This is a genomic window from Halomonas sp. GFAJ-1 (assembly GCF_000236625.2).
Classification (GTDB): Bacteria; Pseudomonadota; Gammaproteobacteria; order Pseudomonadales; family Halomonadaceae; genus Vreelandella.
The window spans coordinates 1-23,860 of sequence record NZ_AHBC01000014.1; the positions used below are offsets into that span (position 1 = coordinate 1).

The following is a 23,860-nucleotide window of genomic DNA, read 5'->3' on the forward strand; positions in this document are numbered from 1 at the left end:
GCCTGGGTCTGCCCATGGTTTGAGGGGGAGCCACGATATCTTCGATCTGTGCCCAGCCGTCATCAGAAATCTCGTAACGTCCGACCATTGTTTTCCCCTATGCTGCTTTTGCATAGGTAAAGTTAGCAGATAAGGCTTTTCGTACAAAACCTAGCTCCAATCCGATCTGTGGATAAACCACTGAGTGTCAGGTGCTGGAATATAAGACAAACAGCTAGCGTGACGCCGGTCGATCTCTGGCTTTAGACCGCTACCTCTTTGTGTTCTAAGCGGTAGCCGTACTTGTAGACGCTTTTAAGCTGCAGCCCATAAGTGCCGTCAAACGATAACTTTTTCCGCAGGCGGCTGATATGCGTGTCGATTGTGCGTGTGGAGAGGTCTGCGCGCACCCCCCACACCATTTCCAGTATGTTCTGTCGGGAGAAGAGCTGGCCAAGGTGGGAGAGAAAAAGCGCAGCAAGCTCATACTCACGGGCCGTGAGCTCAACGGGCGTGTTGTTTACGGTAATGGTGTGGTGGCTCGGCGCTAGCGTGTAAGCGCCAAATGCCTGGGTGGCGTCGCTAATGTCTTTGTTAAGTCCGGCACGACGAGCGAGTGCGAATATCCGTGCACGTAATTCTGCGGGGCGTATGGGTTTGGTAAGGAAGTCATCAGCGCCACTCTCGAGCGCCATCACAACATCATTTTCACCCTGGCTGGCGGTAATAAAAAGCACCGGGCCGGGCCAGCCAAGATCTTGACGCAAGCGCTTCATGAGCTGCATGCCGTCGGCATCCGGTAGGAACCAGTCGAGAATCAGCAGATCAAAGGTTTGCTTGCTCATTGCTTTCAAAAGCTCGCTTGCACGCTCAAAGCTATCGCACTGAATCCGTGGTTCGTCCCAGTCCTTAAGTGCCGAGACGAGGAAGCGTCGTTGGATTGGATCGTCTTCTAATATACCAATATGCATCTTTTTACCTTACCGCCCACCGCCTAGTGCACGGATACAGTGACGGGTGCCTGTGGCTATAAGACAGAGTTGAGCTCGTGAAGCGCTGACTGAATGGATGCGTGTAGCCGGTCCAGCAGCTCAACCTCCAAAGAGGTTTTACCCTCTTTAATCTGCTGGTCAATCACCTGTGCAGCCGCTGCAATATGGGTAGCACCTACTGAGCTTGCTGATCCTTTAAGTGTATGTGCTTGACGTGCTAAATCGGTAGTGATGTCAGTTCTTAGCCGTTGGGGCAGACCAGCAAACTCGGTGGTAAGCTGCTCATGGAACATCGCCAACACCTCAAGATACAGCTCTTGATCGCCGTCGGCATATACAAGACCAGCGTCGATATCAAATTCTCGCAAGGATTCTAGAGGTAGTGTCACAAGCAAAGCTCTCTTCTCGACGGTATTGGGCATATGCGGTCGCAACTTTAACCGCCATGGCGATATTGACAAAGATTCACACATTTAACTAGTTCGACAGCGTAAAGTAATTCTTAAAGATCCTAAATAATAGAGGTAAGTATGGCGCCTGCTGAAACGCTGCTTGTCATCGATGACGATCCTACGCTGCGCCTGTTGGTATCGTCAGGGCTAAAAAAGCGCGGTTACCACGTGGTGCAGGCAGCCGGTGTGGAACACGCGCTAGCGCTGATGGTGCAGCACAGCCCTGCGTTGGTGTTGGTTGATGTCAATATGCCGGAGCGCAATGGGTTTGAGTTTGTGCAAGCCGTACGCAATGGCGAAACGGGTAGCCGTAACCGCGATAAGCCGCTGCTCATGCTGACCGGCTCGGACGATGTGGCGTCTATTGACCAAGCGTTCAGCTCTGGGGCCACGGACTTTATCACCAAGCCAATTAATCTTGCGCTGTTAGCTGAAAGGGTGAAATACGCCCTGCGCGGTGCGGCGCGCGAGCAAGCCCTACGCGAAACACAAATTGAGCAGGCAAGCGCATGCCGCTTAGCGCACCTGGGGTTTTGGCAGTGGGACGAGCAAAGCGATACGTTGAGCTGGTCAGAGGGAGCCACAGAGGTGCTGCGCTGCGAGACTCTGCCGGAGAGCGGCCAAGCGCTGCTGTCACTGGTTGGGCAGACAGACCGCTTACGTTTGGAGGCCGCCTTGGTGTCAGCCCAGCGCAGTGGCGAGGGTATTAACCTTGAAGTGACGCTGACGTTGGGCAACGAGGAGCGCATCCTACGTTTACAGAGCGCGGCCAAAACCGAGGAGCACAAGCTGATCGGTGCCTTTCAAGATGTCACCGCGCTACGTGCCTTTGAGGATAAAGCGCTCTATCTGGCAGAGCACGACGAGCTGACAGACCTGCCTAAACGTCGGCTGTTTCTTAACCTGCTCAATGAGCGCTTGAGCAGTGCAAAACAGCAGGTTTGGTCGGTGAGCGTGATCGACGTTAACCGCCTGCACCGCATTAACGATGCGATGGGGATTCAGGCTGGCGACCAGCTGTTGGTGATGTTTGCTCAGTGTCTAAAGCAGAGCGTGCCGGATGCACTGGTATGCCGTTTAGAAGCTGACACCTTTGCCGTCGCTATGCCTCATCTTGACGAGCGCGATGCGCCGGTGTTTTGCCGCGACAAATTTTTGCCACTCGCAGGCACCTACTGCCTTAAAGGCGAAGAGATATTTGTCGACTTCACCGCTGGCGTTAGCCTCTTTCCAAGCAACGGCCATAGCGGTGATGAGCTGTTGCGTTCGGCCCTGTTAGCGCAGCGGTTTTGCCGTCAGCAGGGTGGCAATCAAACGCTGTTGCTATACGAAAGCGCGCATGCTTTTGAGAACGTCGATGCATTGAGCCTGGAGAATGACCTGCGAAAAGCCTTGGATAACAATGAGTTTTTCCTGGTTTACCAGCCCCAGCAGAGCCTTGTAAGCCGCCGCTATGTGGGGGTTGAGGCGCTGCTGAGATGGCGCCACCCGACCCGTGGGGTCATCTCACCGGCTGATTTTATCCCGCTGTTAGAAGAGAGTGGGCTGATCATTGACGTGGGGGACTGGGTCGCCAAAGAGGCGAGCCGCCAGCTGGCCCAGTGGAAGCAGCAGGGAATCCAGGTGGTGATGGGCATCAATATTTCTGCCCGTCAGTTTGAGGTAGCAGGGCTTGCAGAGCATATCGCGCGGCATGCGGCGAGCTATGGCCACAAGCCGCAGGAGTTCGAGCTGGAAATTACTGAGAGTACCGCCATGCGCAATCCGCAGGCGACACTGGCGATTTTACATAAGCTCAAGGGGATGGGGTTTAGGCTGGCCATTGACGACTTTGGCACGGGGCACTCGTCCTATGAGTATTTGCTGCGCTTCCCGCTGGATACCTTAAAAATTGACCGCAGCTTCATTGTTGAGATTGCCCAGTCCCGTCAGAACCGCGCGATTGTGCGCTCACTTACTGCGCTCAGCCAAGGGTTGGGATTGAAAACCATTGCCGAAGGGGTTGAGGACCAGCGTCAGCTCGACTACCTGGATGCGCTGGATGTGGACGAAGTACAAGGCTTTTTACTTGCAAGGCCGATGGAGCCAGCGGCATGCCAGGCATTCTTGCAGCAGCAGTTGGTTAGCGTAACGGCGAGCTGAACGTGGGTCATCTATACGCCATCCACTGATGAAAGCGCAATATCGACGAACAAAGGTAGCGATATGCAACAACACTTTGATGCCAGCGGTACGGTAAAAGGATTTGCTAATGCGTTGCAGACGCTGGCATCTCAAGAGGATGTTCAAGCGATTTTGGTCCTCGCCTGTGACGATAATGGCTGGACGCCCAGCGCGGTAGACCCCTGCTTAAAGGCGTCGCACTTGCCGGTGTTAGGTGGCGTTTTCCCACAGATTGCCTATAAAGGCGCGAATTATCGTCAGGGAACGCTTCTAGTCGGCTTGAACAGTGCGCCAAGCATCGGCGTGGTAGAGGGATTAAGCGCTGAGCAAACGCAGTTCGAAGAGGCGCTGGCCGACCTGGAAGCAACATGGCCGGAAGACGAGAGGCCGCAGACCTATTTTGTCGTGGTAGATGGTTTGGCGTCGCGTATTAGCGCGTTTGTTGAAAGCCTGTTTTTTACGTTCGGGCTGGAGCACAACTTTATTGGCGGCGGCGCTGGGTCGTTAAGTTTTGTACAGCGGCCCTGCCTGATTACGCCTATAGGCTTAAAAGAGGATGCTGCGCTTGTTGTACGGCTACCGATGCCGAGCGTGATTGGTGTTGCCCACGGTTGGAAGCCCATCAGCGATGCCTTCACCGTCACCAGTAGCGAGCGTAATGTGGTGAAGAGTATTGACTGGGAGCCTGCTGCACAGATCTATGCGCGTCTGATAAGCGCCCATAGTGGTCAGCTGATCAGTGCGGATAACTTCTTCTCGATTGCTAAGTCTTACCCGTTAGGTATTGCCCGCTACGATGCTGAGCTGATTGTGCGCGATCCACTGATGATGAATGCCCAGGGTGAAATTACCTGCGTAGGAGAGGTGCCGGAAGGGTGTCGCGTGACGCTGCTGCATGGCAATCCGGGAACGCTGATGGGAGCCGCCGCCTGTGCCCATCGCCAGGCTACGGCGCATTTGGCACCGGGGGCGCAGGTTGATTTGCTGCTGATTGACTGTATCTCTCGCGTACTTTTTCTAGACGACATGATTACCCATGAGCTGAAGGAGGTCAGCCGAGGTCAGAATGTCTTTGGCGCCTTTACCCTGGGGGAAATCGCCAATAGCGGTAGCGATTATCTCGCCTTTTATAACAAGACCGTGGTGCTAGGCGCGCTGGGTTAATCCATGATATACCCCGTTACACCATCAACACTCTCTTGGATATCGCGTGAATAAGCTGGCAGAAGGCGATCTTCTTTACGAAATTTCGCTGTCGATCGGGCAAAGCCTAGAGCTGTTGCCGATGCTCACACAGAGCGTGAGCACCATGGCGCGTGTGCTTAACTGCGTTAGTGCCTGCGTACTCAGCTATGCACAAGACAATAGCACCGTACCGCAAAGCACATCGGCACTGCCACACACCACCGGTACGCTGGAGTGGCACAGCGCGCTGTGTATTCCGCGCACGCTTAAACGGCAGCCGGAACATCTGGCGTTTATCGATGGTCTGCTCCTGCCTGAAACCGACGATCAGCAAGCCGCCTTTACGTCGAGCTTGCCCATGCGGGTCTGTGACCTTGATGGTGCAGGAGAGCGTTATGTAATGTCGCTGCCCCACTTCGGTTTACTGATTCTTTATCGTAAAGGTGAAGGGTTTTCGCACAGTCTACTTATGTCGTTGACCAAGCTTATGGAGAAGCTGGCCAACGCTGCCCGAGCGTGTCTTTACGAAAAGGAACTGCTGCACCAAGTTCAACAGGCAAAAAGCGCCAACGTAGCGAAAAGCCAGTTTCTGGCCAACATGAGCCATGAGATTCGCACGCCCATGAACGGGGTGATGGGTATGCTCGATTTGGTGCTGGAGACACCGCTTGAAAAAGAGCAGCAGGAGTACCTGAGCCTTGCGCGGCTGAGTGCGGAACATTTGTTGGAAATGATTAACCTGCTGCTGGATATTTCCAAGATCGAAGCCAATAAGCTCGATTTACGCCTGGAAAGCGTCGACCTCTACGCCTACCTGGGGCAAGTGATTAAAGCGCAAGCGCCCAGAGCGCTGATTAAAGGCGTTAAGCTTCGATACCACTTGGGGCGGGGAGTGCCGCGTTACGTGATGCTGGACCCGGTGCGTTTCCAGCAGGTGCTCACCAACTTGCTGGGGAACGCGCTTAAATTCACCGATCAGGGCAGCGTACAGCTGGACATTCGCCTGGCGCCATTCTCGACGGAGCCTCAGCCAGACGAGGCGGTATGGCTCACCTTTAGCGTCACGGATACAGGCATTGGTATACCGGAGGATAAGCTAGCCAGCGTCTTTGAGGCATTTGAGCAGGTTGATAGCAACGCTAACCGTCGATTTGAAGGCACCGGCCTGGGGCTCACCATCACACGCCAACTGGTGGAGCTGATGGGAGGGCACATCGAAGCGTCTAGCCTGCTCGGCCAGGGTACCTGTATGGCGTTTACGGTGCCGCTCGCTTTGGCATCGGCACCGGAATCTACCCCGGTCCTGCGATTTGATCCGCGTCACCACCGCGTACTGTACGTCGAAGATGAACCCGTTGATCGCTGGGTGGTCAGCGCAATGCTGCAAGCCCTCAAGGTAGACGTTGAGATATTTAGCAGCGGTCCTGAAGCGCTGTTTCGCCTGCGCCAGCTAGCCCCCCACGAGCCACCGTTCACGCTTGTGCTGATTGATGTCCACATGCCGGGGATGAATGGCTATGAGTTAGCCACGCGGCTGATCGAAGAGAAACAGGTGGTGCCTGAGCAGCTGCGTTTGGTGACGTCATCAGCCGTGACGGGGGACGCGCGGCGCTGCCAGGTGCTGGGGATTCCTGGCTATCTCACTAAGCCACTGACGTTGAACGACCTGCAAAACGTGCTTTCTGAAACCGCTACACACGCTGCCCCGCTGTCGTCACCCAATACGGTAGAGGAACCGCTGCTGCCCCAGCTGCCGTTCTCGGTGCTGCTGGTGGAAGATAACCCTATTAACCAAAAGCTGGCATTGAAGCTATTAGACAAGCTGCATGCTCGCTGCGAGTTGGCCAATAACGGACAGGAGGCGTTAGACAAGTGCCAGGAAACGCGCTTTGACGTTATTTTGATGGACATTATGATGCCGGTGATGGACGGCGTAGAGGCTACACACGCTATCCGCTTGTTAGAACAACAGCATGGTCAACCGCCAACGCCGATCGTTGCCCTGACGGCCAACGCAATGAAGGGTGACCAGGAGCACTACCTCGCCCAAGGCATGCAGGGGTACCTCACCAAGCCGATTAATTTAGAACGCTTGAGAAGCGAAATAGGGCGGGTATATCGTCCGCCGTCTACGCCGCCCACCACGCCCTTGCAGCCCGCTGCTAAGGCCATGACGCTGGAAAGCTTTTTAGCACTGGCGGATGACAGTGCGCTCTCTGAGCCTGGCACAAACGAGCCGCCTCAAGCGGATGCTCAAGCGTTAGACTGGCCGGCCACCGTTTCCCTGCTGGGTGGCAATGCGCAGCGCATTAAGCCATTGATGCGCTTGGTGCTAACGGAGCTTCGTCAGGTACGCTTAGGCTGTGAGCAGGCGCTTGTTGAGCCGTCCCAAATGGGTCGCCTAGAGATGCCGCTGGCGTCACTCTCTGCGTTGTTAGAAAACCTGGTTGCCGTGCCTGCCCAGCGCAGTGCCGAAGCGCTATTAACGGCGCTAACGTCCGATAACCGCGCTGATAGCCCCCTGGAACCGCACGTCGCTGCGCTCTCACAGGCATTGATTGCCTTGGAGTCTGCGCTGCAAGAAGTGCTTTAAACGCGTTAGGCGGTTCGGCGCTTTCACCTTCCCTCCTTTCTACCAAGGTGTGTTAGCGCTGGCACACAATATGGCAGTGTTGGCAAAGCCAATGTTCGCCAAGACAGTTTTTACAAAGGCTATGCTTGCAAAGGAGATGTTTACAAAGGCAGTGTTTGCAAAGCTTTGCAATTCCCCTGCAGCCACTGGTGGCTGAATACAGTATGTTACCAACTGGTTAATTGACTCATTTAATGACGTGCTATATCCACCGCTGAAAAAGCGAGCATGGCACGTCAAACGCACTGCTCGCGCCATCACTAAACGTCCCGTCAGCAGAGCGGCTCAACCTTGGGGGAGTAAGAATAATGGTCTCACAGCGTATGATGCGTCATGTACCATGGTTAGCAGGCACGGCCTTTTTGTTGCTGGCGGCCAGCATGCCCAGCGTTGCCTTAGAAGCCCCTGATGGCCCAGCCGTGCTCACCGTTAGCGGCCAGATTAGCGTAACCAATCAAGCGGACGAGGCGGTCTTTGACCATGCCATGTTGGAGGCGTTAGGACGTCACACCACCATCACCTCCACCCCTTGGCACGATGAAGCTCTGCATTTTACAGGGCCGCTGGCGCGCGCTGTCTTGCAAGCTGTGGGTGCAGAAGAAGCCCAGACGGTGATTGCAGTCGCCATCAATGGCTATGAAGTCGAAATCCCGGTGGAGGACTTCTATATCTATGACGTTATCTTTGCCACCCACGCTAACGATACGCCGATGAGTGTTCGTGAGCACGGCCCTGTCTTTGTGATCTACCCATTTGATAGCGATAGCAGCTTACACCAAGAAACCATTTACGCCCGTTCGGCCTGGCAAGTGACGCGCTTGCTTGTCGATGTTGACTGAGCGGCGCTTTCAACCGCAGGTAGTCGACAGCATGATGGGACGATTTCTTACGTTTTTGCAGTCGGCGATTCGTCAGCGCCTGTTGTCTGTGATGGGCATTGGCCTGCTGTTTTTAGCCTCCTTGACCTTGGGTGGCATTGCCCTGCACAAACACCAGTCGTCGGATAAGCGGCTTCTGGAGGACGCCTTGTGGGCGTCTTATCAGCTCGATCGTGAAACCCAAGCGGTGCGCGTTGCGCTGTTGCGCGCCACGCCAGACAACCTGGCAGAGCTGCTGTTGGCCTACGATATTTTGTATAGCCGTTTGAAAGTGATCGATCGCGGTCAAGTGGCGGAACTGATACGCAAGGTGTCGATGCGTGAATATTCTGTCGATGACATCCTACAGGCGATTAAAGCGCTGGATAGCCAAATTGCCGCGCTCACGCCCGCCTCAATAGCCGAGCAGCGTGATTCGCTTGACCATACCCTGGCCAATGTTCAAAGAGCCACTGGGGCGCTTGCCCTGCAGGCCAACCATTACTTTACGGGCCAGCGACAGCGCGATAGAGAAGCCCTACAGACGCTAATACGCGCTTCACTGCTGCTGGTATCGCTCACCATGCTAGCAGGGCTGATTTTGATCTTTCAGCTGCGCCGACAGCGGCTCTCCTTGGAGTCGCGCCAGCGCACGCTGGCAGAAACCAACGTCCAGCTATATACCGCTAAGCAGCAGGCTGAAAAGGCCAGTCAGGCAAAGTCCGACTTTATGGCCGTGATGAGTCACGAAATCCGCACCCCGCTAAATGGCATTGTTGGCTTAACGGATTTGCTGGAGCAAGAGGTTGTGCGAACGGCCAAGGGCCGCGAGTATCTCAATACGCTGCGTGCAACCACCGATGCGCTCTCCACCGTGATTAACGATATTCTGGATTACTCGAAAATTGCTGCCGGAACGCTAACGCTGTCACCACGGCGCTTTTCACTCGATGAATTTTTACAGACGCTGAGCACCGGCTACCGACTGCGCGCTGAACATAGCCAGGTGGCTTTTCACTGCGAGGTACCTGCACCGCTTGGCTGGGTGGAGGCAGATCCCGACCGACTGCGCCAGGTCTTAATGAACCTGCTGAATAACGCATTTAAATTTACTGAGGAAGGCAGCGTTACCCTCAAGGTGTCTGGGCAAGCGGCTAACGGGCATATCACGGTGCTGTTCAGTATCACTGACAGCGGCTGCGGTATGAGCCAGGAGCAGCAAAAGAAATTGTTTAAACCGTTTTCTCAAGTCGATAGCTCGCTGGCTCGCCGTCGTGAAGGGGCGGGTCTTGGGCTGGTGATTAGCCAGCGGCTGGTGGCGTCGATGGGCGGGCGTATTGCGCTAAAGAGTTCGCCAGGGGTGGGCAGCCGATTCTCCTTTAAGCTGACATTGAACGCCGCAAATCCGGTACCCGCTGTGGTGCCTAGTGCCGAGGAAGCGAGCAGGTTGCAGGGCCACCTGCTGCTGGTAGAAGACAACCCCGTTAACCAAATGTTGGCGCGTAAGCAGCTAACCCGAATGGGGCATACGGTGGCAGTGGCTGAAAACGGCCAAGAGGCGCTGGCGCGAATGGCGAGCGAAGCATTTGACCTTGTATTGATGGATATGCAAATGCCCGTTCTGGATGGCGTAGAAGCAACACGCCAGTTACGGGCTAGGGGGGTGACCTTGCCAATTTTAGCCATGACGGCCAACGCTATGCCTGAAGACCGTCAACGCTGTCTAGATGCTGGCATGCAGGATGTGATTACTAAGCCTGTTAAAACCGAAGTGTTATGTCGTGCTATTCAACAGCACTTACGGGCACAAAGTGATTGATATGAGCCAGTACGCCGCCACCACGCTACTTTGCGACAGTATTCAAGGGTTGCCCAACGCCGCCATGGCATTTTCAGCAGCCGGACAGTGCTGGGCAGCCAATACGCTTGCCTGTGAACTGATGGCGCTCAAGCAAGCGCCAGGCTCATTTGATGAGGCTGTACTTGCAATGCCGGTTCCGCTTGCGCATCCGTTAAAAGTGTTGTGGCAGTGCTATCAACAAGGTGGCCGTTTGGAAGCGGTGCAGACGACGGTTAGAGGGCGGCACTTTAGCCTCCACGGTACCGCGCTGGGCGAGCCTTGCTACGCTCATCATGGGGTTATGTTCACCTTGGAGGAGAGAACGCAGCAAGTGCGGCAAGAAACGCAGCTGGAAGTCTTTCGCCAAGGGGTGGCGAACTACCGTGAAATGCAACAAGAAGACGCGCGATGGACGTTTATTCTGGATGCGTTAAAGCGCATTACCAACAGTGAATATGCACTGATTGGCGAGGTGGTAAGCGGTGCCGATGCAGTGCCCAGCCTACGTATTCATGCCATTTCAGACCTCTCTTGGAGTGAGGAGTCGCGTCAGCTTATGGAAAAGCTGCGCTCAGGGGAGATGATGCTCTCCAACCCGAAGAGTCTCTTAGGGCGCGTTTTTGCCCACGGTGAAACCGTCTTAACGAATGAACTTAACCAGCACCCCCACCGGGGTGGCTTTCCGCCGGGCCACCCTGCGATCTACAACTTTTTAGGGTTGCCTATTTACGACAACGACCAGCTTATTGGCATGATTGGCGTCGCCAATGCCAGCCAAGGGTATAGCACGACGCTGGCTGATGAGTTGAAGCCCTTTCTGGTGACCTGTGGCCTGCTAATTAACCTGTACCGCGATAGCCGCCAGCGTGAAGAGATGGTGCGCCACCTGGAGGCCGCCCGTGATGATGCTGAACGTGCCAACCGCGCCAAAAATGATTTTTTGGCCTCGATGAGCCATGAACTGCGCACGCCGCTTAACAGTATTTTGGGCTATGCGCAGTTACTCTCGCGGTTAAAGGGCGACATGCCGCCCAAAGTCGCCACGTTTTCCCAACATATTGTACAAAGCGGCCAGCAGTTACTGGCACAAATCAGCGACTTGCTCGACTTTGCGCACTTAGGTCAAGCGCCTTCACCCGTGCCCCAAATGCCGGTGCAGTTGACCGACGTCATTGACGATGTCATACACCATTTTCAACCGCTGGCAGCACAGCAGGCAATTCTCATCATCTGTGACCTTGCCACCCCTGTATGGGCAAACGGGGAGCGGCTGCGTATTCAGCGTATTCTTCATCAGCTGGTGAGCAATGCCATTAAGTTTCAGCCCGACGGTGGGCAGGTCGCACTTACGATAGTTGAGGGGGAGCAAGAGGTTGGCATTGCCGTTACCGATCAAGGCAAAGGGATTGCCCCGGCTCACCATGAGGCTGTCTTTGTCCCCTTTAATCGCCTTGATGCGGGTATGGGCGTGGTAGAAGGCACAGGCGTGGGGCTAAGCTTGGCCAACCACTTAGCAAAGAGCCTAAACGGGCGCATCACCTTAGTGAGTGCGCTAGAGAAAGGCGCGTGTTTTACGCTCTGGCTATGCCGCGCCTTACCCGCTAGCGCGCTAGCGCCAGCGGCAGATACCGGTGACAAACAAGGCACTGCGTTTGGGGCGGGTGATAGGGCCGTTCGCTGCTTGCTATATGTTGAAGATAACCGCATCAATCAGCGGCTTATGGAAAAAATCATCGCGTCGCGCGGGCATTGGCGTATGGACCTAGCAGGCTCGGCAGAGGAGGGGCTTGAAAAGCTTGACGCTAATGCGTATGACCTTGTACTGATGGATATTAGTTTGCCCGGTATGGATGGCTATGCCGCCCTAAAACATATCAGGGCTAATCACCGCACGGCGCATCTGCCCGTTGTCGCTGTGTCAGCACATGCCAGTGACAGCGATATTCAGCGCGGTTTACAGCAAGGCTTTAACGACTATATGACCAAGCCTGTCGATATAGAGCGCCTGCAACACGTGCTTGAGCACCACTTAACGCAAACGTCATAGATAAACAGGTATGGGGAGACAGGTAATTGGTGAGTTCTGACGCCTATAGCGTAGCGCTTCAGCCCATCTGTGATAGGCGCTTTCTCCATGTGGCAGACAAGCTACTGTACCGCGCCCAGCCAGGGGCGAGTCATGCGGATATCGATGACCCGTTGCTGGCAACCGCGCGCGCTTGCTCAACAGCATTTTACGAGGTGGGCTTAGAAGCGTTGGTGGGTAGCCGCCAGCTGTTTTTTAATGCCACCAGTGAGTGGGTGATTAACCCCGAGATTATGCCGCTATCGCCCCAGCAGCTCGTAGCGGATATTCCTGCCCAGCTTTTCCATCAGCCAAGCCAGCAGCACGAAATGATCACAAGGCTTGCCAACCTGCGAGAGCAGGGGTTTCGTATCTGTTTGGACGATACTCTGCTGGACCAGCAGGGTGAAGCACTTATGGTCGTGGCGGATTTTGTAAAGGTCGATATCAGGCGTGAGGATGCCTACGTGCGCGCTACTCGCTATCAGGGTGAAGGCCTTACGCTGATTGCCACGTTTGTCGAGCAGCGTGACCAGCTTGAGCAAGCCAAACAAGCAGGGTTTCAGCTTTTCCAAGGATATGTGTTCTCACCGCCTAACCACGTGCAGGCGTTCAATGCGCGACGCTCCAGCAACCCGGCCGCCGAAATGCAGCTGCTGGCGGAGCTGGCGTGCTCAGACCCTGACCAAGCTAGGCTGGAAAGCTTGCTGGCGCAGCACCCGCACCTGTGTAATTTAGTGCTGCGTCAGCTCAATACCGCTGCCCATGCCAATCTAGTGCGACCCGTGAGCAGTCTGCGGGAAGCAATACAGCTTTTAGGCACACGGCGCCTGAAGTCCATGGTGATGACGATGACGCTGTCACGCAATGACCCGGTTCAGCGCTTGCAGCTGCGCCAGGTGATTATTCGTGCCGCGATTTGTCGCTATATCGCCCGCCGCCTGAGCGATGTTGAGGGTGACGTGGCGTTTACGCTAGGACTTTTGTCACTGATTGGTCGTGTTGAAGGTGCCTCTGTGGAAGAACTAGTGGACTCTATCCCACTGGAAGAGGACGTGAAACAGGCACTGATAAGTCGTGAAGGTAACCTGGGCCGCCTGCTCTCGTTGGTTGAGCGATTTGAGGTGGGAGACGTGAGTGGTCTTAATAGCGCCCTAGTTGATTTTTTTAACGAAGACTACCTTGCTGCGGTGGCATGGACAGAAGCGTTGTTGAGCGACTCTTCTGGGTCAGAGCCGGTATCAGGGTCATGGGGAGCAGCGCATGACTCAAAACAATAGTATCAACTCAAACAGCCACCACGAGCAAACTGCCCTGCACCGCGACTTGGAGATGTTTTTCCAAGTATCGCTCTCGTTAATGGCCATTACCGATAACCAGGGCGTTATTTTGCGCGTCAACGACGCCTGGCGAAACACGCTAGGCTATGCGCCAAATGCGGTGGTGGGGCACAGCGCATTTGACTACCTGCATCCTGATGATCATGCCGAGACCTTGGCCGCGTTCGAGCGGTTAGCAAAAGGTGAGCCGGTCATCAACTTTGTACACCGCTTCATCGATGCTCGTGGTGAATACCACGCCTTGGAGTGGCAGGCGCGGGCATTTGAGGGACGTGTCTTTGCCTCAGGGGGCGATGCGACCCAGCGTTTGGCCATGGAATCCCAGGCGCAGGAAGATCGAGACTTTTTACAACAAGTCATCGACGTCATTCCTAATCCTATTTTTGTAAAAGATTGGGAAGGCACCTACCTGCTGGGAAATTACAGCGTCAATATGGCCATGGGCGGCGCACCTGACAGTATCATTGGTAAAACGGATGCCGAGCTTTCTCCTACCGAAGATGAAGTTGGGGCTTTTTTACAGGCTGACCGCGAAGTGCTGCAGAATGGACAAATCAAACTGATTCCTGCAGAGGCACTCACCGACCAGGAGGGCATACAGCGCTGGTTCCAAACAACCAAAGTGCCGTTACGTCTACATCTGCCCCCTCAACAGCGCCGATTAGTGGGGATTGCCACGGATATCACCGACCGCAAGCAGCGCCAAGAGAAAGCCGAGCAGGCAAGCCTTGCGAAAAGCCAGTTCGTCGCCAATATGAGCCACGAAATACGCACGCCACTCACCGCGATACTTGGTTTTAGTCAGCTGTTAAACAGCACACCGCTGAATGATGAGCAGCGCGAGTACATAGAAAGCATTGCGTCGGCCTCTGTGTTGTTACAGGGGATTGTGAACGATATTTTGGACTTCTCGAAAATAGAATCGGGGAAGCTGGAGCTGGAGCCACGTCCCTTTGCACTTGCAGCGCTTCTGAAGCAGCAGAAAGACCTCTTCTTACATAGCGCGCAGCAAAAAAGCCTACGCTTTGAGACCCATCTCGATGCCGAGCTTCCCACCATGCTGCTCGGCGATGAGCTGCGTATCCAGCAGGTGTTAACAAACCTAGTGAGCAATGCGCTGAAATTTACCGAGTCAGGCAGCATCAGCGTGTCGCTAAGCGGCCAACAAGATGAACACCAACAGTACCGGCTTAGCCTCTGCGTGAGTGATACCGGTATTGGCATGACGCGTGCACAATTGGCGAAGCTATTTACCGCGTTTGCACAAGCCGACCCCTCCACCACGCGTATGTATGGAGGTACCGGCTTAGGTCTGACGATTAGCCAGCGCTTGGCCAAACTGATGGGAGGCGATATCTCGGTTGCCTCACAGCCTGGTAAAGGCACCGTGTTTACGTTTAGCGTCACACTGCCACCTGCTATTTCGACGCCACCGGAAGACAGTCATGCACTCGATAAGCCGGTAGCGCTCACCGGTATGCGCGTGCTGGTAGCCGAAGACAACGCCATTAATCAAAAGCTGCTGAATAAATTCCTTACCCGTTTAGGCGTTCACGTGACGCTGGTAGACAATGGGCAACAAGCAGTGCAGGCTTGCCAAGCGCAGCTCTTTGACGTGGTGCTGATGGATTTGCAGATGCCGGTGATGGATGGCTTCGAAGCCACGCGTCAAATCCGCAAGTTTCACGACACGCTACCCATCCTGGCCGCCTCAGCCAACGTGGTCACCGAAGAGCGCATCCGCGCTCGACACGCTGGTGTAAACGGCTACATAGATAAGCCTATCGACCTTCAGGCGCTAGCGCGCTGCCTTGCGCGCTACGCAGGGTCTTAGTCTTGAATACGGCTGATCGCACTGGCCAGCTGTTTCACTTGACCTTGAGAGGCTTGCACAAGTGAAGAAATTTCAGCGGCAGACGTATGTGCATTCAGCGCTAGCTGACGCACCTCTTTGGCGACCACCGCGAAACTACGGCCTGCATCGCCTGCGTGGGCGGCCTCAATAGTGGCATTGAGTGAGAGTAGCTGAGTTTGTGTCGCAATTTTATTGATAGCGTTAATCACACTAGAGATCTGCTGGCTCGACGAGAGCACGTCATCCATTGCCTGAAGCGTTTGGGTGTATGCCGATTTTTGATCGGAGATATCTGCGGCAAACACCACGTAGCCCTGAACGGCGCCGCTAATGGTTTTTAACGCTGACCAGTAACACGTGAACGCCAGCGGCCCATCAGGCCCCGCAAAAGAAGCGGAGTGCTTAACGACATCCTGTTTCTCCATCGCCTCTAATACGTCCGGTGTTAAGGACGCTTTAAATGCCTCTGTGTAAGCGCTGTCATGCGCAAAAAGACGCTCATAGGCTCGGTTAGATTCGGTGAGCTGCCACTCGCTACCCCACTCAATAATCACCATGGCCTCGCCGATCGCATTGATTTTACGTGTGAACGCGAGGGCTAGCTGTTTGGTTTCGGTGACGTTGGCCTGGATGGAGATATAGCGCTCTAAGACACCCGCTGGGTTATGAACGGGGTTAATCGAGAGGCTGATCCAATACTTGCTACCATCTTTTGCGTAGTTAAGGATCTCTTCGTAAAAGGGCTCGTGTTGATGGATTTTTTGGCTAATACGTTGGCGTGTTTCGGGGTCTGTTTCTTCGCCTTGTAAAAAATCGCCCGGCTTTCTGCCGCGCACTTCGTCTAACCCCCAGCCGGTTAAGCGTGAAAACCCTTGATTCACATACTCAATACGGCCTTCTGGGTCAGTAATAATGACCGAGTTGTTTGTTTTATTGGCCACCAGCGATAAAATTTCAAAGGTTTTACGCTGTTTAACCTCTTCAGTGACATCTTTTAAAAACGCGGTGTAGCAAATGCGGCCATCTAGATGAATTTTAGAGACCGATAGCTGCGCCCAACGAGGCGTACCATCACGTCGGTTAAACTCCACTTCTCTAAACGTGCCTACAATCCGGTCTTCGCCTGTGGTGCGGTTACGGTCGATGTAGTGATCGTGGTGCGCGTGGTGAATATCGGGAACCAATATCTTAACGTTTTCCCCGAGTACCTCTTGGCGTTGATAGCCCCACATACGCTCCGCAGCAGCGTTAAAAAACTGAATGTTGTTGTTTTCATCAATCGAAACCACGGCATCAACGGCTTGCTCAAGGGTTTGGCTAATGCTCTCACGTGCCTCTTTTTCTGCGGTGACATCTTGAACGAAGGCGTTATAAAACTTTTTACCGCGATGTTTTAACTTAGAGAGTGAAAGCCGCACCCAAAGCCGCGACCCATCTTTTCGCTCTAGCTGCACCTCGCGGGAACTGCCCACAATGCGATCTCGCCCGGTTTGACGGTGCTGGTTGACCCAGCCATCGTGCTGGCTCCGCATCTCTTGCGGAATCAGCATCGCCACGTTTTGCCCTCGCACCTCCCTGGCCGCATAGCCCCATAGCGTTTCCGCCGCGGCATTGAAAAAAACAACCCGGTTTCGCTCATCAATCGTAATAGATGCCAAGATAGTTTGTTCAAGCGCCTGCTTCTCGATGGTCTTTGTCAGCATAAATGGGTCCTCGCTGATGGGGGCTAACTTAAGTATGCCATATGGCGCTGAGTCAAAACGTGAACAAGTGTCAAGAAACTCGCCCAATACAAATCGTCCACGTTCAAAGTTGCGATACGTCGACCTGAATGCGTATTGCTGAGCAGGTAATGAGAAATAGGAGCTTAAACTGCTTCAAAGTGCTTCTTAGGGCGAGAATCCGAAGGCCTAAATGAGTTGCGGATAGCGTAAAACTTCTAGAGGATACGCTCTGAGCTGGCTAGCTAAAAAGCGTCACCACGTAAACTGTGGCGCATGGATGTTAACAATAATTTTTTAAATGCAGGCGGCATGCGATATACGTACACAGCAAGGGTGAACGCTACTTTATGCGCTGCGATGTGGTGGCGATATGTATCGTGAGGGGAGTGCTTACGTTAGCTGCCATGTTTGCAGTTTGCGCCGCACCTGTTTACCCGGAGCGCTATCTCGGCAAGCGTTGGAAACGTTTGATCAGCTTGTAGAGCGCCCTATGCCTTACCCAGATAACCACGTTATCACTCCTCAAGGCGCGCCGTTTGAGGCCTTGTATATGGTTAGAGGCGGCGCGGTAAAACAGATTCAAACAAGCGGGCTAAGTCATAAACCGACAGTTGTAGATATTTATTGGCCCGGTGATGTTGTCGGCCTGGAATGGGTTGGTGCTACCTATCAAGACGATGCCCTTATTGCAGGGAGTCGTTCATTTGTGTGCAAAATCCCCTATGGTCTTCTTACCGTTTTCAGCCTTAAGCAGCAAAGCGTCCAGAAAAAACTGCTTCAAAAAACGTCGCACCACCTGCGGCAGCGCAAACTGCGCCCCTCATTGATGCAAAATGCCACGGCGTGCTCAAAAATCAGTGCCTTTTTATTAACGGTTGCTAAACAAAAGCACCAGCAGCATTACGACCCCACCCACTTCACGCTACCGTTAATGCAAGCAGAACTTGCAAGCTATCTGAACCTTGCTCCTGAAACCGTCAGCAGACAGCTCAAAGCGTTACGCCAAGCCAATATCATCGACCTCCAACAGCGTCACGTCACTATTAAGGATGTGAATCAACTGGAGAGATGGGCAGAGTAGTTTTGAGGCTTCACTTCCAATTACAGAAAGTAAAATCCACCATATTTTTACGATGCTTTCGTTGAATCACCCCTGCGTAAGAGCGGAGTTATCGTCGAGGTTTACACATAGTGTTTAGGTAACAAGTTTAGAAGCAGATTGGCCGACATAACAAAGGCCTAGTTAAAATTAGCTATATACATAGAACGCATTAAACATCTTCTATGATATTCTTTTTAACCTTATGCTTAGATTTTTTTAATTTAAGGCGAGGGCTTCATGCAGCCTAAGACAGTGGGCATCAGTTTGGTGATGTGCTGGGCCATATTGGTCGCGATCGCTTTTTGGCTATTTGCCTATAAAGACCTCCGTCTATTTGCCGATGATGAGGTGTTCACTCGCTTTCCAGAAGAAGTGGCCAGCACTGCGATTAGCATATCTCCTCTACCGGAAAATGCCACAGGACGGCTTGTCAACTTCTGGAACCCTGACTGTCGCTGCAGTCGCTTTAGCCAAGCGCACATTGAAGAAATCATGCAGGCTTACACTGGTCAAGGTATTGAATTTGTCTTGGCAGTGCCCAGGCAAAGCTTAGTTGATCAAGCGTTGGCCACATTTCCCGAGGCATCAAGTGCCGTGGTGGTTGATCAGCTTGAGGGGTTAAGCACGCCGTCGGCGGCTGTCTTTGACGCTCGAAGCACGCTGGTTTACTTCGGGCCCTATAGCGATGGCGCATTTTGTGCCAGCGGTGACAGCACACCCGTTGAGCTTATTCTCAATGACGTGGTGACTCCGGGCGAAGTAGTGCCGTGGCTGAATCTGTCTGCCTTTGGCTGCTACTGTGATTGGCCGGCAACACGCTCCTAATGACCGCACCGATAACAACGCTATCTTTCGATAGATAAGAGGAAAAAATGCAGCTTAACACGCTTGAACAAGACATTTTTCGCGACCAGTGGGACGATGCCAGCCGGCTGATGTTTAAGATACTGATCACCCAGGGCCTTCTCGCGCTCGCGCTGGCAGGCTGGTATGGCACATGGCTAGAAGCCGCCATCATCAGCCTACCTACGGTGCTGCTGGGCGGCTACTTGACCTATACTCAGGGAGCAGCGCTGCTCACGCGACTATATATGGGTGCTGCTTTTATGGTGATGACGGGGCTGCACATTCATCAGACTCATGGCCTCGTTGAAGCACACTTTGGCCTGTTTGTACTGCTTGCCATCCTGCTGTACTACAGAGATTGGCGCGTTATCGTAGTGGCCGCCGCAGTTGCAGTAGTGCACCACCTTGGGTTTCACGTGTTGCAGACCATGAATACCGGCGTTTACTTAATGCCTGAAGCCAGCCTCACTATGGTGCTCGTGCACGGCGGATACTTAGCCTTCGAGGCGGCGGTGCTGGTGGTGCTGGCCAACCTGATGGCTGGCGAGTATATCCGCTCGCAGGAGGCTTTAGCACAGAGCGACCAAATGGCGATGGAATTAAAGCATCAGCGTGCGGCGCTGCTGGGCGAAGTAGAACAAGCCATTGAGAGCATCGCGGGCCTATCCGGCCGGGTCTCCTCAGCCTCAGAAAAGCTCTCTTCCTCGACGGCGCAACAGGCCGCAAGCGTTGAGCAAACCACCGCTTCGCTTGAGGAGCTAAGCACGACGGTGGCTCAAAATGCGGATAACGCGCGGGAAACCGAGCACGTCGCCAATCAGGCAGCGGATGAAGCCAACCAAGGCAGCGCGGCTGTCACGCAAGCGTTGCAGGCAATGCGCGATATCGCAGATAAAGTTAAAATCATTGATAACATTGCCTTTCAAACTAACCTGCTGGCGCTTAACGCTTCTGTAGAAGCCGCCAGAGCCGGTGAGCATGGCCGCGGCTTTGCGGTGGTCGCTGCAGAGGTGCGTAAATTAGCCGAAGGCAGCCGGCTGGCCGCTCAAGAGATTGGCGATACGTCGTCCCACTCTCTCACAACGGCTGAACAGGCCGGCGAACGCATTAAAGCGTTGGTGCCCGCGATTGAGCGCACGGCTCAGCTGGTGCGCAGCATTGCCGCCAGCAGCCAAGAGCAGTCGCAGGGCATTGAGCAAATCAATAAAGCAACGTATGAATTATACCAGGGCGCTCAAGACATCAATCTGCTAGCAGAGCAGTTAGCCGGCACATCGTCTGAAATGGAAGAAACAGCCGTTGCCTTAAAAAGAGAAACCGCCGTATAGTCGTTTCATCTAAATACCTAATATAACGAAAAACTAACTTTCACTCACAATTTGATAGGTAACTCACTCTGTGGATAAGGATATCTAGAGGTAGTCATGCAGCGGTTGGGATTACCTATCCTTTGAGACTCGCTTAATGAAAATCACTGCCTCGCTCTCGCTTACTCAGAAGCTCTTGATTGCAGCAGCCGTACCCTTAGTGATGGGATTCGTCGCCCTGTTTTTATTCATTCAATATCAGCTTAATCGAGACGTTCCGCCGCTGGTCGAAAACGGCGCCATTCGACAGGTTGAAGCCAGAGCGTCGGAAATTGAGCAGTGGCTTGGCAGCTATCAGCGCTGGCTTGCGGGTATTGCACAATCGTCTGAGCTGCAGCAGCGCGTGCCGGTTGAAAGCCACCATGACTGGCTGGCCAGCCGCTTCCCAGGTGATTCCTCCATTGAGTCGTTTTTCATCGCAGACTCACGCGGCAATGCGGTTACCCATACCGGGGCGACCGCCGATGTCTCAGGCCGGGAATACTTTCAAGACCTTGTCGTTAATGGTCGCGCTGAGCGCACATTAGCGGACCCCGTGCTATCACTTGTCAGCGGCGAGCCAACCGCGGTGATGGTAAACGCCATTGTTAGCGAGAACGGCGAGCGTGTTGGCTTGGTAGGCATTACCCTTTCCATGGCGTTTATATCAACACTAATGGAAAGTATTGATGTAGGGGCAGGCAGTTACGGACTTTTAACTGATTCTCAAGGTCGTGTGGTCGCTCACCCTGATGCCGATCTGAGGATGAATTTGAATATCCATGAGGCAGAAGCCGCAGGGTACATCGGTGCGGACACTATGGCGCGCCAGCTGGGAAGCCAGCCATCGTTACACGGCAGTATGCGCATACCCACCGGTGAGCAGGTGCAGGCGTTCTGGTCAGATGTGGGTGAGACAGGCTGGCACCTAGCAATTCTCGCACCCGACCAGCTGTTCACGAACGTGACTCAGCAGATGGTGCGCTCTTTCCTGTTACAAAGCGCTATTATTGTCGGCGTGCTGCTACTGGTTTTAGGCATTGCCATTCGCCGTACGCTGGCACCGGTTAAGAACACGGCCGTCGCAATGGCCGATATCGCCAGCGGCGAGGCAGACCTGACACAGCGACTGCCCGCACACTCCAACGATGAAGTCGGTGAACTGGCCAAGCAGTTTAATGCGTTTGTCGAGCGGATGCAGAAAACCCTGTTAGAAGTAAGAAGCAGTACCGAAGCCGTTCTACTATCCAGCAATGAAATGGCCGCAGCGAGTGGTGAGCTATCCACACGCACCGAGCAAGCCGCCGCCAACCTGCAAGAAACATCGGCTTCCATGGAGCAGATCAACTCAACGGTATCGCACACGGCAGAAGCAGCCGAGCAGGCAAACAGACTAGCACTGAATACAGCTAAAACTGCCCAGGACGGCGGTGCTAGCATGCAAGAGATGGAGGAGAAAATGCAGTCCATCTCCTCCTCTGCCGCTAACATTAGTGACATCACCGGCCTTATCGACTCCATCGCATTTCAAACCAATATTCTTGCCCTGAATGCGTCTGTAGAGGCCGCGCGTGCTGGCGAGCACGGTCGCGGGTTTGCGGTGGTCGCCCAAGAAGTACGCAACTTGGCAAGCCGTGCCGGAGACGCCGCTAAAAATATCCGAACGCTGATTGATGAGTCGGTGCAGCACACCCAGGAAGGGGGCGCGCTCTTAGAGCGCGTGGTGGCTAATATGCAAACGATTCAAACCTCGGTGGCACAGGTCTCGGACGTCATTGAAGAGATCAGCGCAGGCACAAAAGAGCAGTCTTCGGGCATTTCGCAGGTCAATCTTGCGGTCACCGAAATGGATACGATGACACAGCAAAACGCAGCCATGGTGAGCCAGAGCTCCTCACTGGCCAGCAACATGCAAGAGGCCGCTCAGGCGCTCGACAGCATGCTGAATGCCTTTGTATTGGACGCGAGCCGAAAAAAGCACTTGGGTCAAGCAGTACCTAGCTCTATTGCGTCGGCCCCAAAGGCACGAAGCTTGGCAAACTCTGCAAATGGCGCTCAACACTCTGGAGCCTTACCTGGGAAATCCAGTCACCAGGATGAGTGGGAAGCATTTTGAGTTTTAATTCAACTCTTTGATTTTTTTGTCTAATGTAGTCGAAGATGGCGTGGGAGCACGCTGTCTTCCAAACCTTAAAACACGAAAGTGATCTGGCAGTGTCAAGAAATGCCAGTACACGTCATGATGAGCGCAGCCATTAATGGGTAGCTAAGTGAAGGGATGTCCAGCGAACTAAAGCGTCGGATGCCATCGGTTTTGCAATGCCGTAGCCCTGTAGTATGTGGCAGCCTATGTTACGCAGTGCCTCGATGTGTGCTGCGGTTTCGACACCTTCGGCAATCACGGTTTTGCCGAAGCGCTCAGCAAGATAAACAATACTTTCCACAATGGCTAAGTCGTCAGGGTTATTGAGCATATCGATCACAAAGCTGCGGTCGATTTTGACAATATCAGCGGGCAGTGACTTAAGGTACGTTAAGGAAGAGTAGCCGGTGCCAAAGTCATCAAGCGCGACGCTGACTCCACGCTGCTGACAGGCTTTCATCACCTCGATGGCAATCGTTAACTCTTCGATAGCCGCCGACTCCAGTACCTCTATGTGTAAGTGTTGAAGATTAGCGCTGGGGTAGTGCTGTCGAGCATTGTCGAGCATGGTGAGCAGGCTTTGGTTGGCGAATGTTTGCGGCGTAATATTAATACTGATGTCGATATCTACGTGTGGATCTTGCCACTGTGCGAGAAGCTTAATCGCCTCTTCAATGACCCGCTGATCTACATCGTGCTCAAGTGTTGAGTTAATTATATAGGGCAGGAAAGTGTCAGGCGCTCGTCGCCCGTCTGGGTGGTCCCAGCGTATCAGTGCTTCGACGCCTACTAACTTGAGCGTGTTAGCATCCACCTGTGGCTGCAACTCAAGGATGAATTCTTGGTTAGCGAGACCCTGTGCCACTTCCTTACGTCGCTGTTGAGTGAACTGGAACGCCTGTTCATGTCGCGTATTGAAAATAGCGTAGCGGTTGCCACCTTCCTATTTGGCGCGGAACATGGCTTGAAACGCGTGACGTAGCAGAGTGTCTGGATCAGTATTGTCTTCTGGATAGAATGTCACGTCGACACTGCCCGTGATGGCGAGCGTCTTGCCTCTACTAATCGTTTGATGTGTGGTGATGATTGATAACACCGTTGTTAAGCGGTCGAGTAAGTCTGTGTCGCAGCGTAAAGCCAAGCCAAACTCATCGCCGCTCATTCGGGCTAGCAGCTCATCCTCTAGGTTTTGTACGAAAAGCCTTATCTGCTAACTTTACCTATGCAAAAGCAGCATAGGGGAAAACAATGGTCGGACGTTACGAGATTTCTGATGACGGCTGGGCACAGATCGAAGATATCGTGGCTCCTCCTCAAACCATGGGCAGACCCAGGCGGG

Annotated in this window: 17 protein-coding genes; 12 read left to right on the plus strand and 5 right to left on the minus strand. The window is 53.7% G+C overall.

Annotated features, from left to right (window positions below):
- Window positions 1-242 precede the first annotated feature (242 nt).
- Together MOY_RS04125 and MOY_RS16630 are read right to left on the minus strand one after the other, a co-directional pair.
- A complete protein-coding gene (locus MOY_RS04125) occupies window positions 243-950 on the minus strand; it encodes a response regulator transcription factor (protein ID WP_009096816.1) in 708 nt (235 codons plus the stop codon).
- A gap of 56 nt (window positions 951-1,006) precedes the next feature.
- Window positions 1,007-1,360: an Hpt domain-containing protein gene (locus MOY_RS16630; RefSeq protein ID WP_009096818.1), complete on the minus strand. Its 354-nt coding sequence runs from the start codon at window positions 1,358-1,360 to the stop codon at window positions 1,007-1,009.
- A gap of 141 nt (window positions 1,361-1,501) precedes the next feature.
- Between MOY_RS16630 and MOY_RS04135 the strand changes: the two genes are divergently transcribed.
- From MOY_RS04135 to MOY_RS16640, 8 genes are all read left to right on the plus strand, one after another.
- Window positions 1,502-3,565: a two-component system response regulator gene (locus tag MOY_RS04135; RefSeq protein WP_009096820.1), complete on the plus strand. Its 2,064-nt coding sequence runs from the start codon at window positions 1,502-1,504 to the stop codon at window positions 3,563-3,565.
- 63 nt (window positions 3,566-3,628) lie between these two features.
- Window positions 3,629-4,750 carry an FIST signal transduction protein gene (locus MOY_RS04140; protein WP_009096822.1) on the plus strand — a complete coding sequence of 374 codons (1,122 nt, stop codon included), beginning with the start codon at window positions 3,629-3,631 and terminating at the stop codon, window positions 4,748-4,750.
- 46 nt (window positions 4,751-4,796) lie between these two features.
- Window positions 4,797-7,364 carry a response regulator gene (locus tag MOY_RS16635; RefSeq protein ID WP_009096824.1) on the plus strand — a complete coding sequence of 856 codons (2,568 nt, stop codon included), beginning with the start codon at window positions 4,797-4,799 and terminating at the stop codon, window positions 7,362-7,364.
- A gap of 347 nt (window positions 7,365-7,711) precedes the next feature.
- Window positions 7,712-8,242 (plus strand): molybdopterin-dependent oxidoreductase, encoded by a 531-nt coding sequence (locus MOY_RS04150; RefSeq protein WP_009096827.1) that lies wholly within the window; start codon window positions 7,712-7,714, stop codon window positions 8,240-8,242.
- Window positions 8,232-10,079: a response regulator gene (locus MOY_RS04155; RefSeq protein WP_009096828.1), complete on the plus strand. Its 1,848-nt coding sequence runs from the start codon at window positions 8,232-8,234 to the stop codon at window positions 10,077-10,079. Before MOY_RS04150 ends, MOY_RS04155 begins: the two co-directional genes overlap by 11 nt.
- A 1-nt stretch (window position 10,080) precedes the next feature.
- Window positions 10,081-12,147 (plus strand): response regulator, encoded by a 2,067-nt coding sequence (locus tag MOY_RS04160; RefSeq protein WP_009096830.1) that lies wholly within the window; start codon window positions 10,081-10,083, stop codon window positions 12,145-12,147.
- A gap of 29 nt (window positions 12,148-12,176) precedes the next feature.
- The gene (locus MOY_RS04165) at window positions 12,177-13,445 is read left to right on the plus strand and encodes an EAL and HDOD domain-containing protein (protein WP_235803671.1); all 1,269 of its coding nucleotides are present in this window, start codon (window positions 12,177-12,179) and stop codon (window positions 13,443-13,445) included.
- On the plus strand, window positions 13,429-15,339 hold the full coding sequence (locus tag MOY_RS16640; RefSeq protein ID WP_009096835.1) for a PAS domain-containing hybrid sensor histidine kinase/response regulator: 1,911 nt from the start codon (window positions 13,429-13,431) through the stop codon (window positions 15,337-15,339). Before MOY_RS04165 ends, MOY_RS16640 begins: the two co-directional genes overlap by 17 nt.
- Here MOY_RS16640 and MOY_RS04175 read toward each other — a convergent pair.
- Window positions 15,336-17,063, minus strand: coding sequence for a PAS domain S-box protein (locus MOY_RS04175; RefSeq protein WP_009096837.1), 1,728 nt, complete (start codon window positions 17,061-17,063; stop codon window positions 15,336-15,338). The genes MOY_RS16640 and MOY_RS04175 overlap by 4 nt on opposite strands.
- A 511-nt stretch (window positions 17,064-17,574) precedes the next feature.
- Here MOY_RS04175 and MOY_RS04180 point away from each other — a divergent pair.
- The 4 genes from MOY_RS04180 to MOY_RS17505 all read left to right on the plus strand — a co-directional run bounded on the left by MOY_RS04180 (window position 17,575) and on the right by MOY_RS17505 (window position 22,494).
- Window positions 17,575-18,165, plus strand: coding sequence for a Crp/Fnr family transcriptional regulator (locus MOY_RS04180; RefSeq protein WP_158003265.1), 591 nt, complete (start codon window positions 17,575-17,577; stop codon window positions 18,163-18,165).
- A 258-nt stretch (window positions 18,166-18,423) separates the two neighbouring features.
- Window positions 18,424-19,011, plus strand: coding sequence for a DUF6436 domain-containing protein (locus MOY_RS04185; RefSeq protein WP_009096841.1), 588 nt, complete (start codon window positions 18,424-18,426; stop codon window positions 19,009-19,011).
- 614 nt (window positions 19,012-19,625) lie between these two features.
- Window positions 19,626-20,360 carry a methyl-accepting chemotaxis protein gene (locus tag MOY_RS17745; RefSeq protein WP_443134858.1) on the plus strand — a complete coding sequence of 245 codons (735 nt, stop codon included), beginning with the start codon at window positions 19,626-19,628 and terminating at the stop codon, window positions 20,358-20,360.
- A 136-nt stretch (window positions 20,361-20,496) separates the two neighbouring features.
- Window positions 20,497-22,494, plus strand: a complete 1,998-nt coding sequence (locus tag MOY_RS17505; protein WP_009096844.1) for a methyl-accepting chemotaxis protein — start codon at window positions 20,497-20,499, stop codon at window positions 22,492-22,494.
- Window positions 22,495-22,633: 139 nt separating this feature from the next.
- Here the strand turns inward: MOY_RS17505 and MOY_RS04200 are convergent, their stop codons facing one another.
- Window positions 22,634-23,386 carry an EAL domain-containing protein gene (locus tag MOY_RS04200; protein WP_009096846.1) on the minus strand — a complete coding sequence of 251 codons (753 nt, stop codon included), beginning with the start codon at window positions 23,384-23,386 and terminating at the stop codon, window positions 22,634-22,636.
- A gap of 78 nt (window positions 23,387-23,464) precedes the next feature.
- On the minus strand, window positions 23,465-23,728 hold the full coding sequence (locus MOY_RS16650) for a diguanylate cyclase domain-containing protein (protein ID WP_082429667.1): 264 nt from the start codon (window positions 23,726-23,728) through the stop codon (window positions 23,465-23,467).
- Between the last annotated feature and the right edge of the window lie 132 nt (window positions 23,729-23,860).

What these genes read in the sequence shown, in the direction of transcription:
- MOY_RS04125 (WP_009096816.1), bottom strand. Translation starts at nt 950, where the DNA reads ATGCATATTGGTATATTAGAAGACGATCCAATCCAACGACGCTTCCTC.
- MOY_RS04135 (WP_009096820.1), top strand. Translation starts at nt 1,502, where the DNA reads ATGGCGCCTGCTGAAACGCTGCTTGTCATCGATGACGATCCTACGCTG.
- MOY_RS04140 (WP_009096822.1), top strand. Translation starts at nt 3,629, where the DNA reads ATGCAACAACACTTTGATGCCAGCGGTACGGTAAAAGGATTTGCTAAT.
- MOY_RS04150 (WP_009096827.1), top strand. Translation starts at nt 7,712, where the DNA reads ATGGTCTCACAGCGTATGATGCGTCATGTACCATGGTTAGCAGGCACG.
- MOY_RS04155 (WP_009096828.1), top strand. Translation starts at nt 8,232, where the DNA reads ATGTTGACTGAGCGGCGCTTTCAACCGCAGGTAGTCGACAGCATGATG.
- MOY_RS04160 (WP_009096830.1), top strand. Translation starts at nt 10,081, where the DNA reads ATGAGCCAGTACGCCGCCACCACGCTACTTTGCGACAGTATTCAAGGG.
- MOY_RS16640 (WP_009096835.1), top strand. Translation starts at nt 13,429, where the DNA reads ATGACTCAAAACAATAGTATCAACTCAAACAGCCACCACGAGCAAACT.
- MOY_RS04175 (WP_009096837.1), bottom strand. Translation starts at nt 17,063, where the DNA reads ATGCTGACAAAGACCATCGAGAAGCAGGCGCTTGAACAAACTATCTTG.
- MOY_RS04180 (WP_158003265.1), top strand. Translation starts at nt 17,575, where the DNA reads ATGCCTTACCCAGATAACCACGTTATCACTCCTCAAGGCGCGCCGTTT.
- MOY_RS04185 (WP_009096841.1), top strand. Translation starts at nt 18,424, where the DNA reads ATGCAGCCTAAGACAGTGGGCATCAGTTTGGTGATGTGCTGGGCCATA.
- MOY_RS17745 (WP_443134858.1), top strand. Translation starts at nt 19,626, where the DNA reads ATGGAATTAAAGCATCAGCGTGCGGCGCTGCTGGGCGAAGTAGAACAA.
- MOY_RS17505 (WP_009096844.1), top strand. Translation starts at nt 20,497, where the DNA reads ATGAAAATCACTGCCTCGCTCTCGCTTACTCAGAAGCTCTTGATTGCA.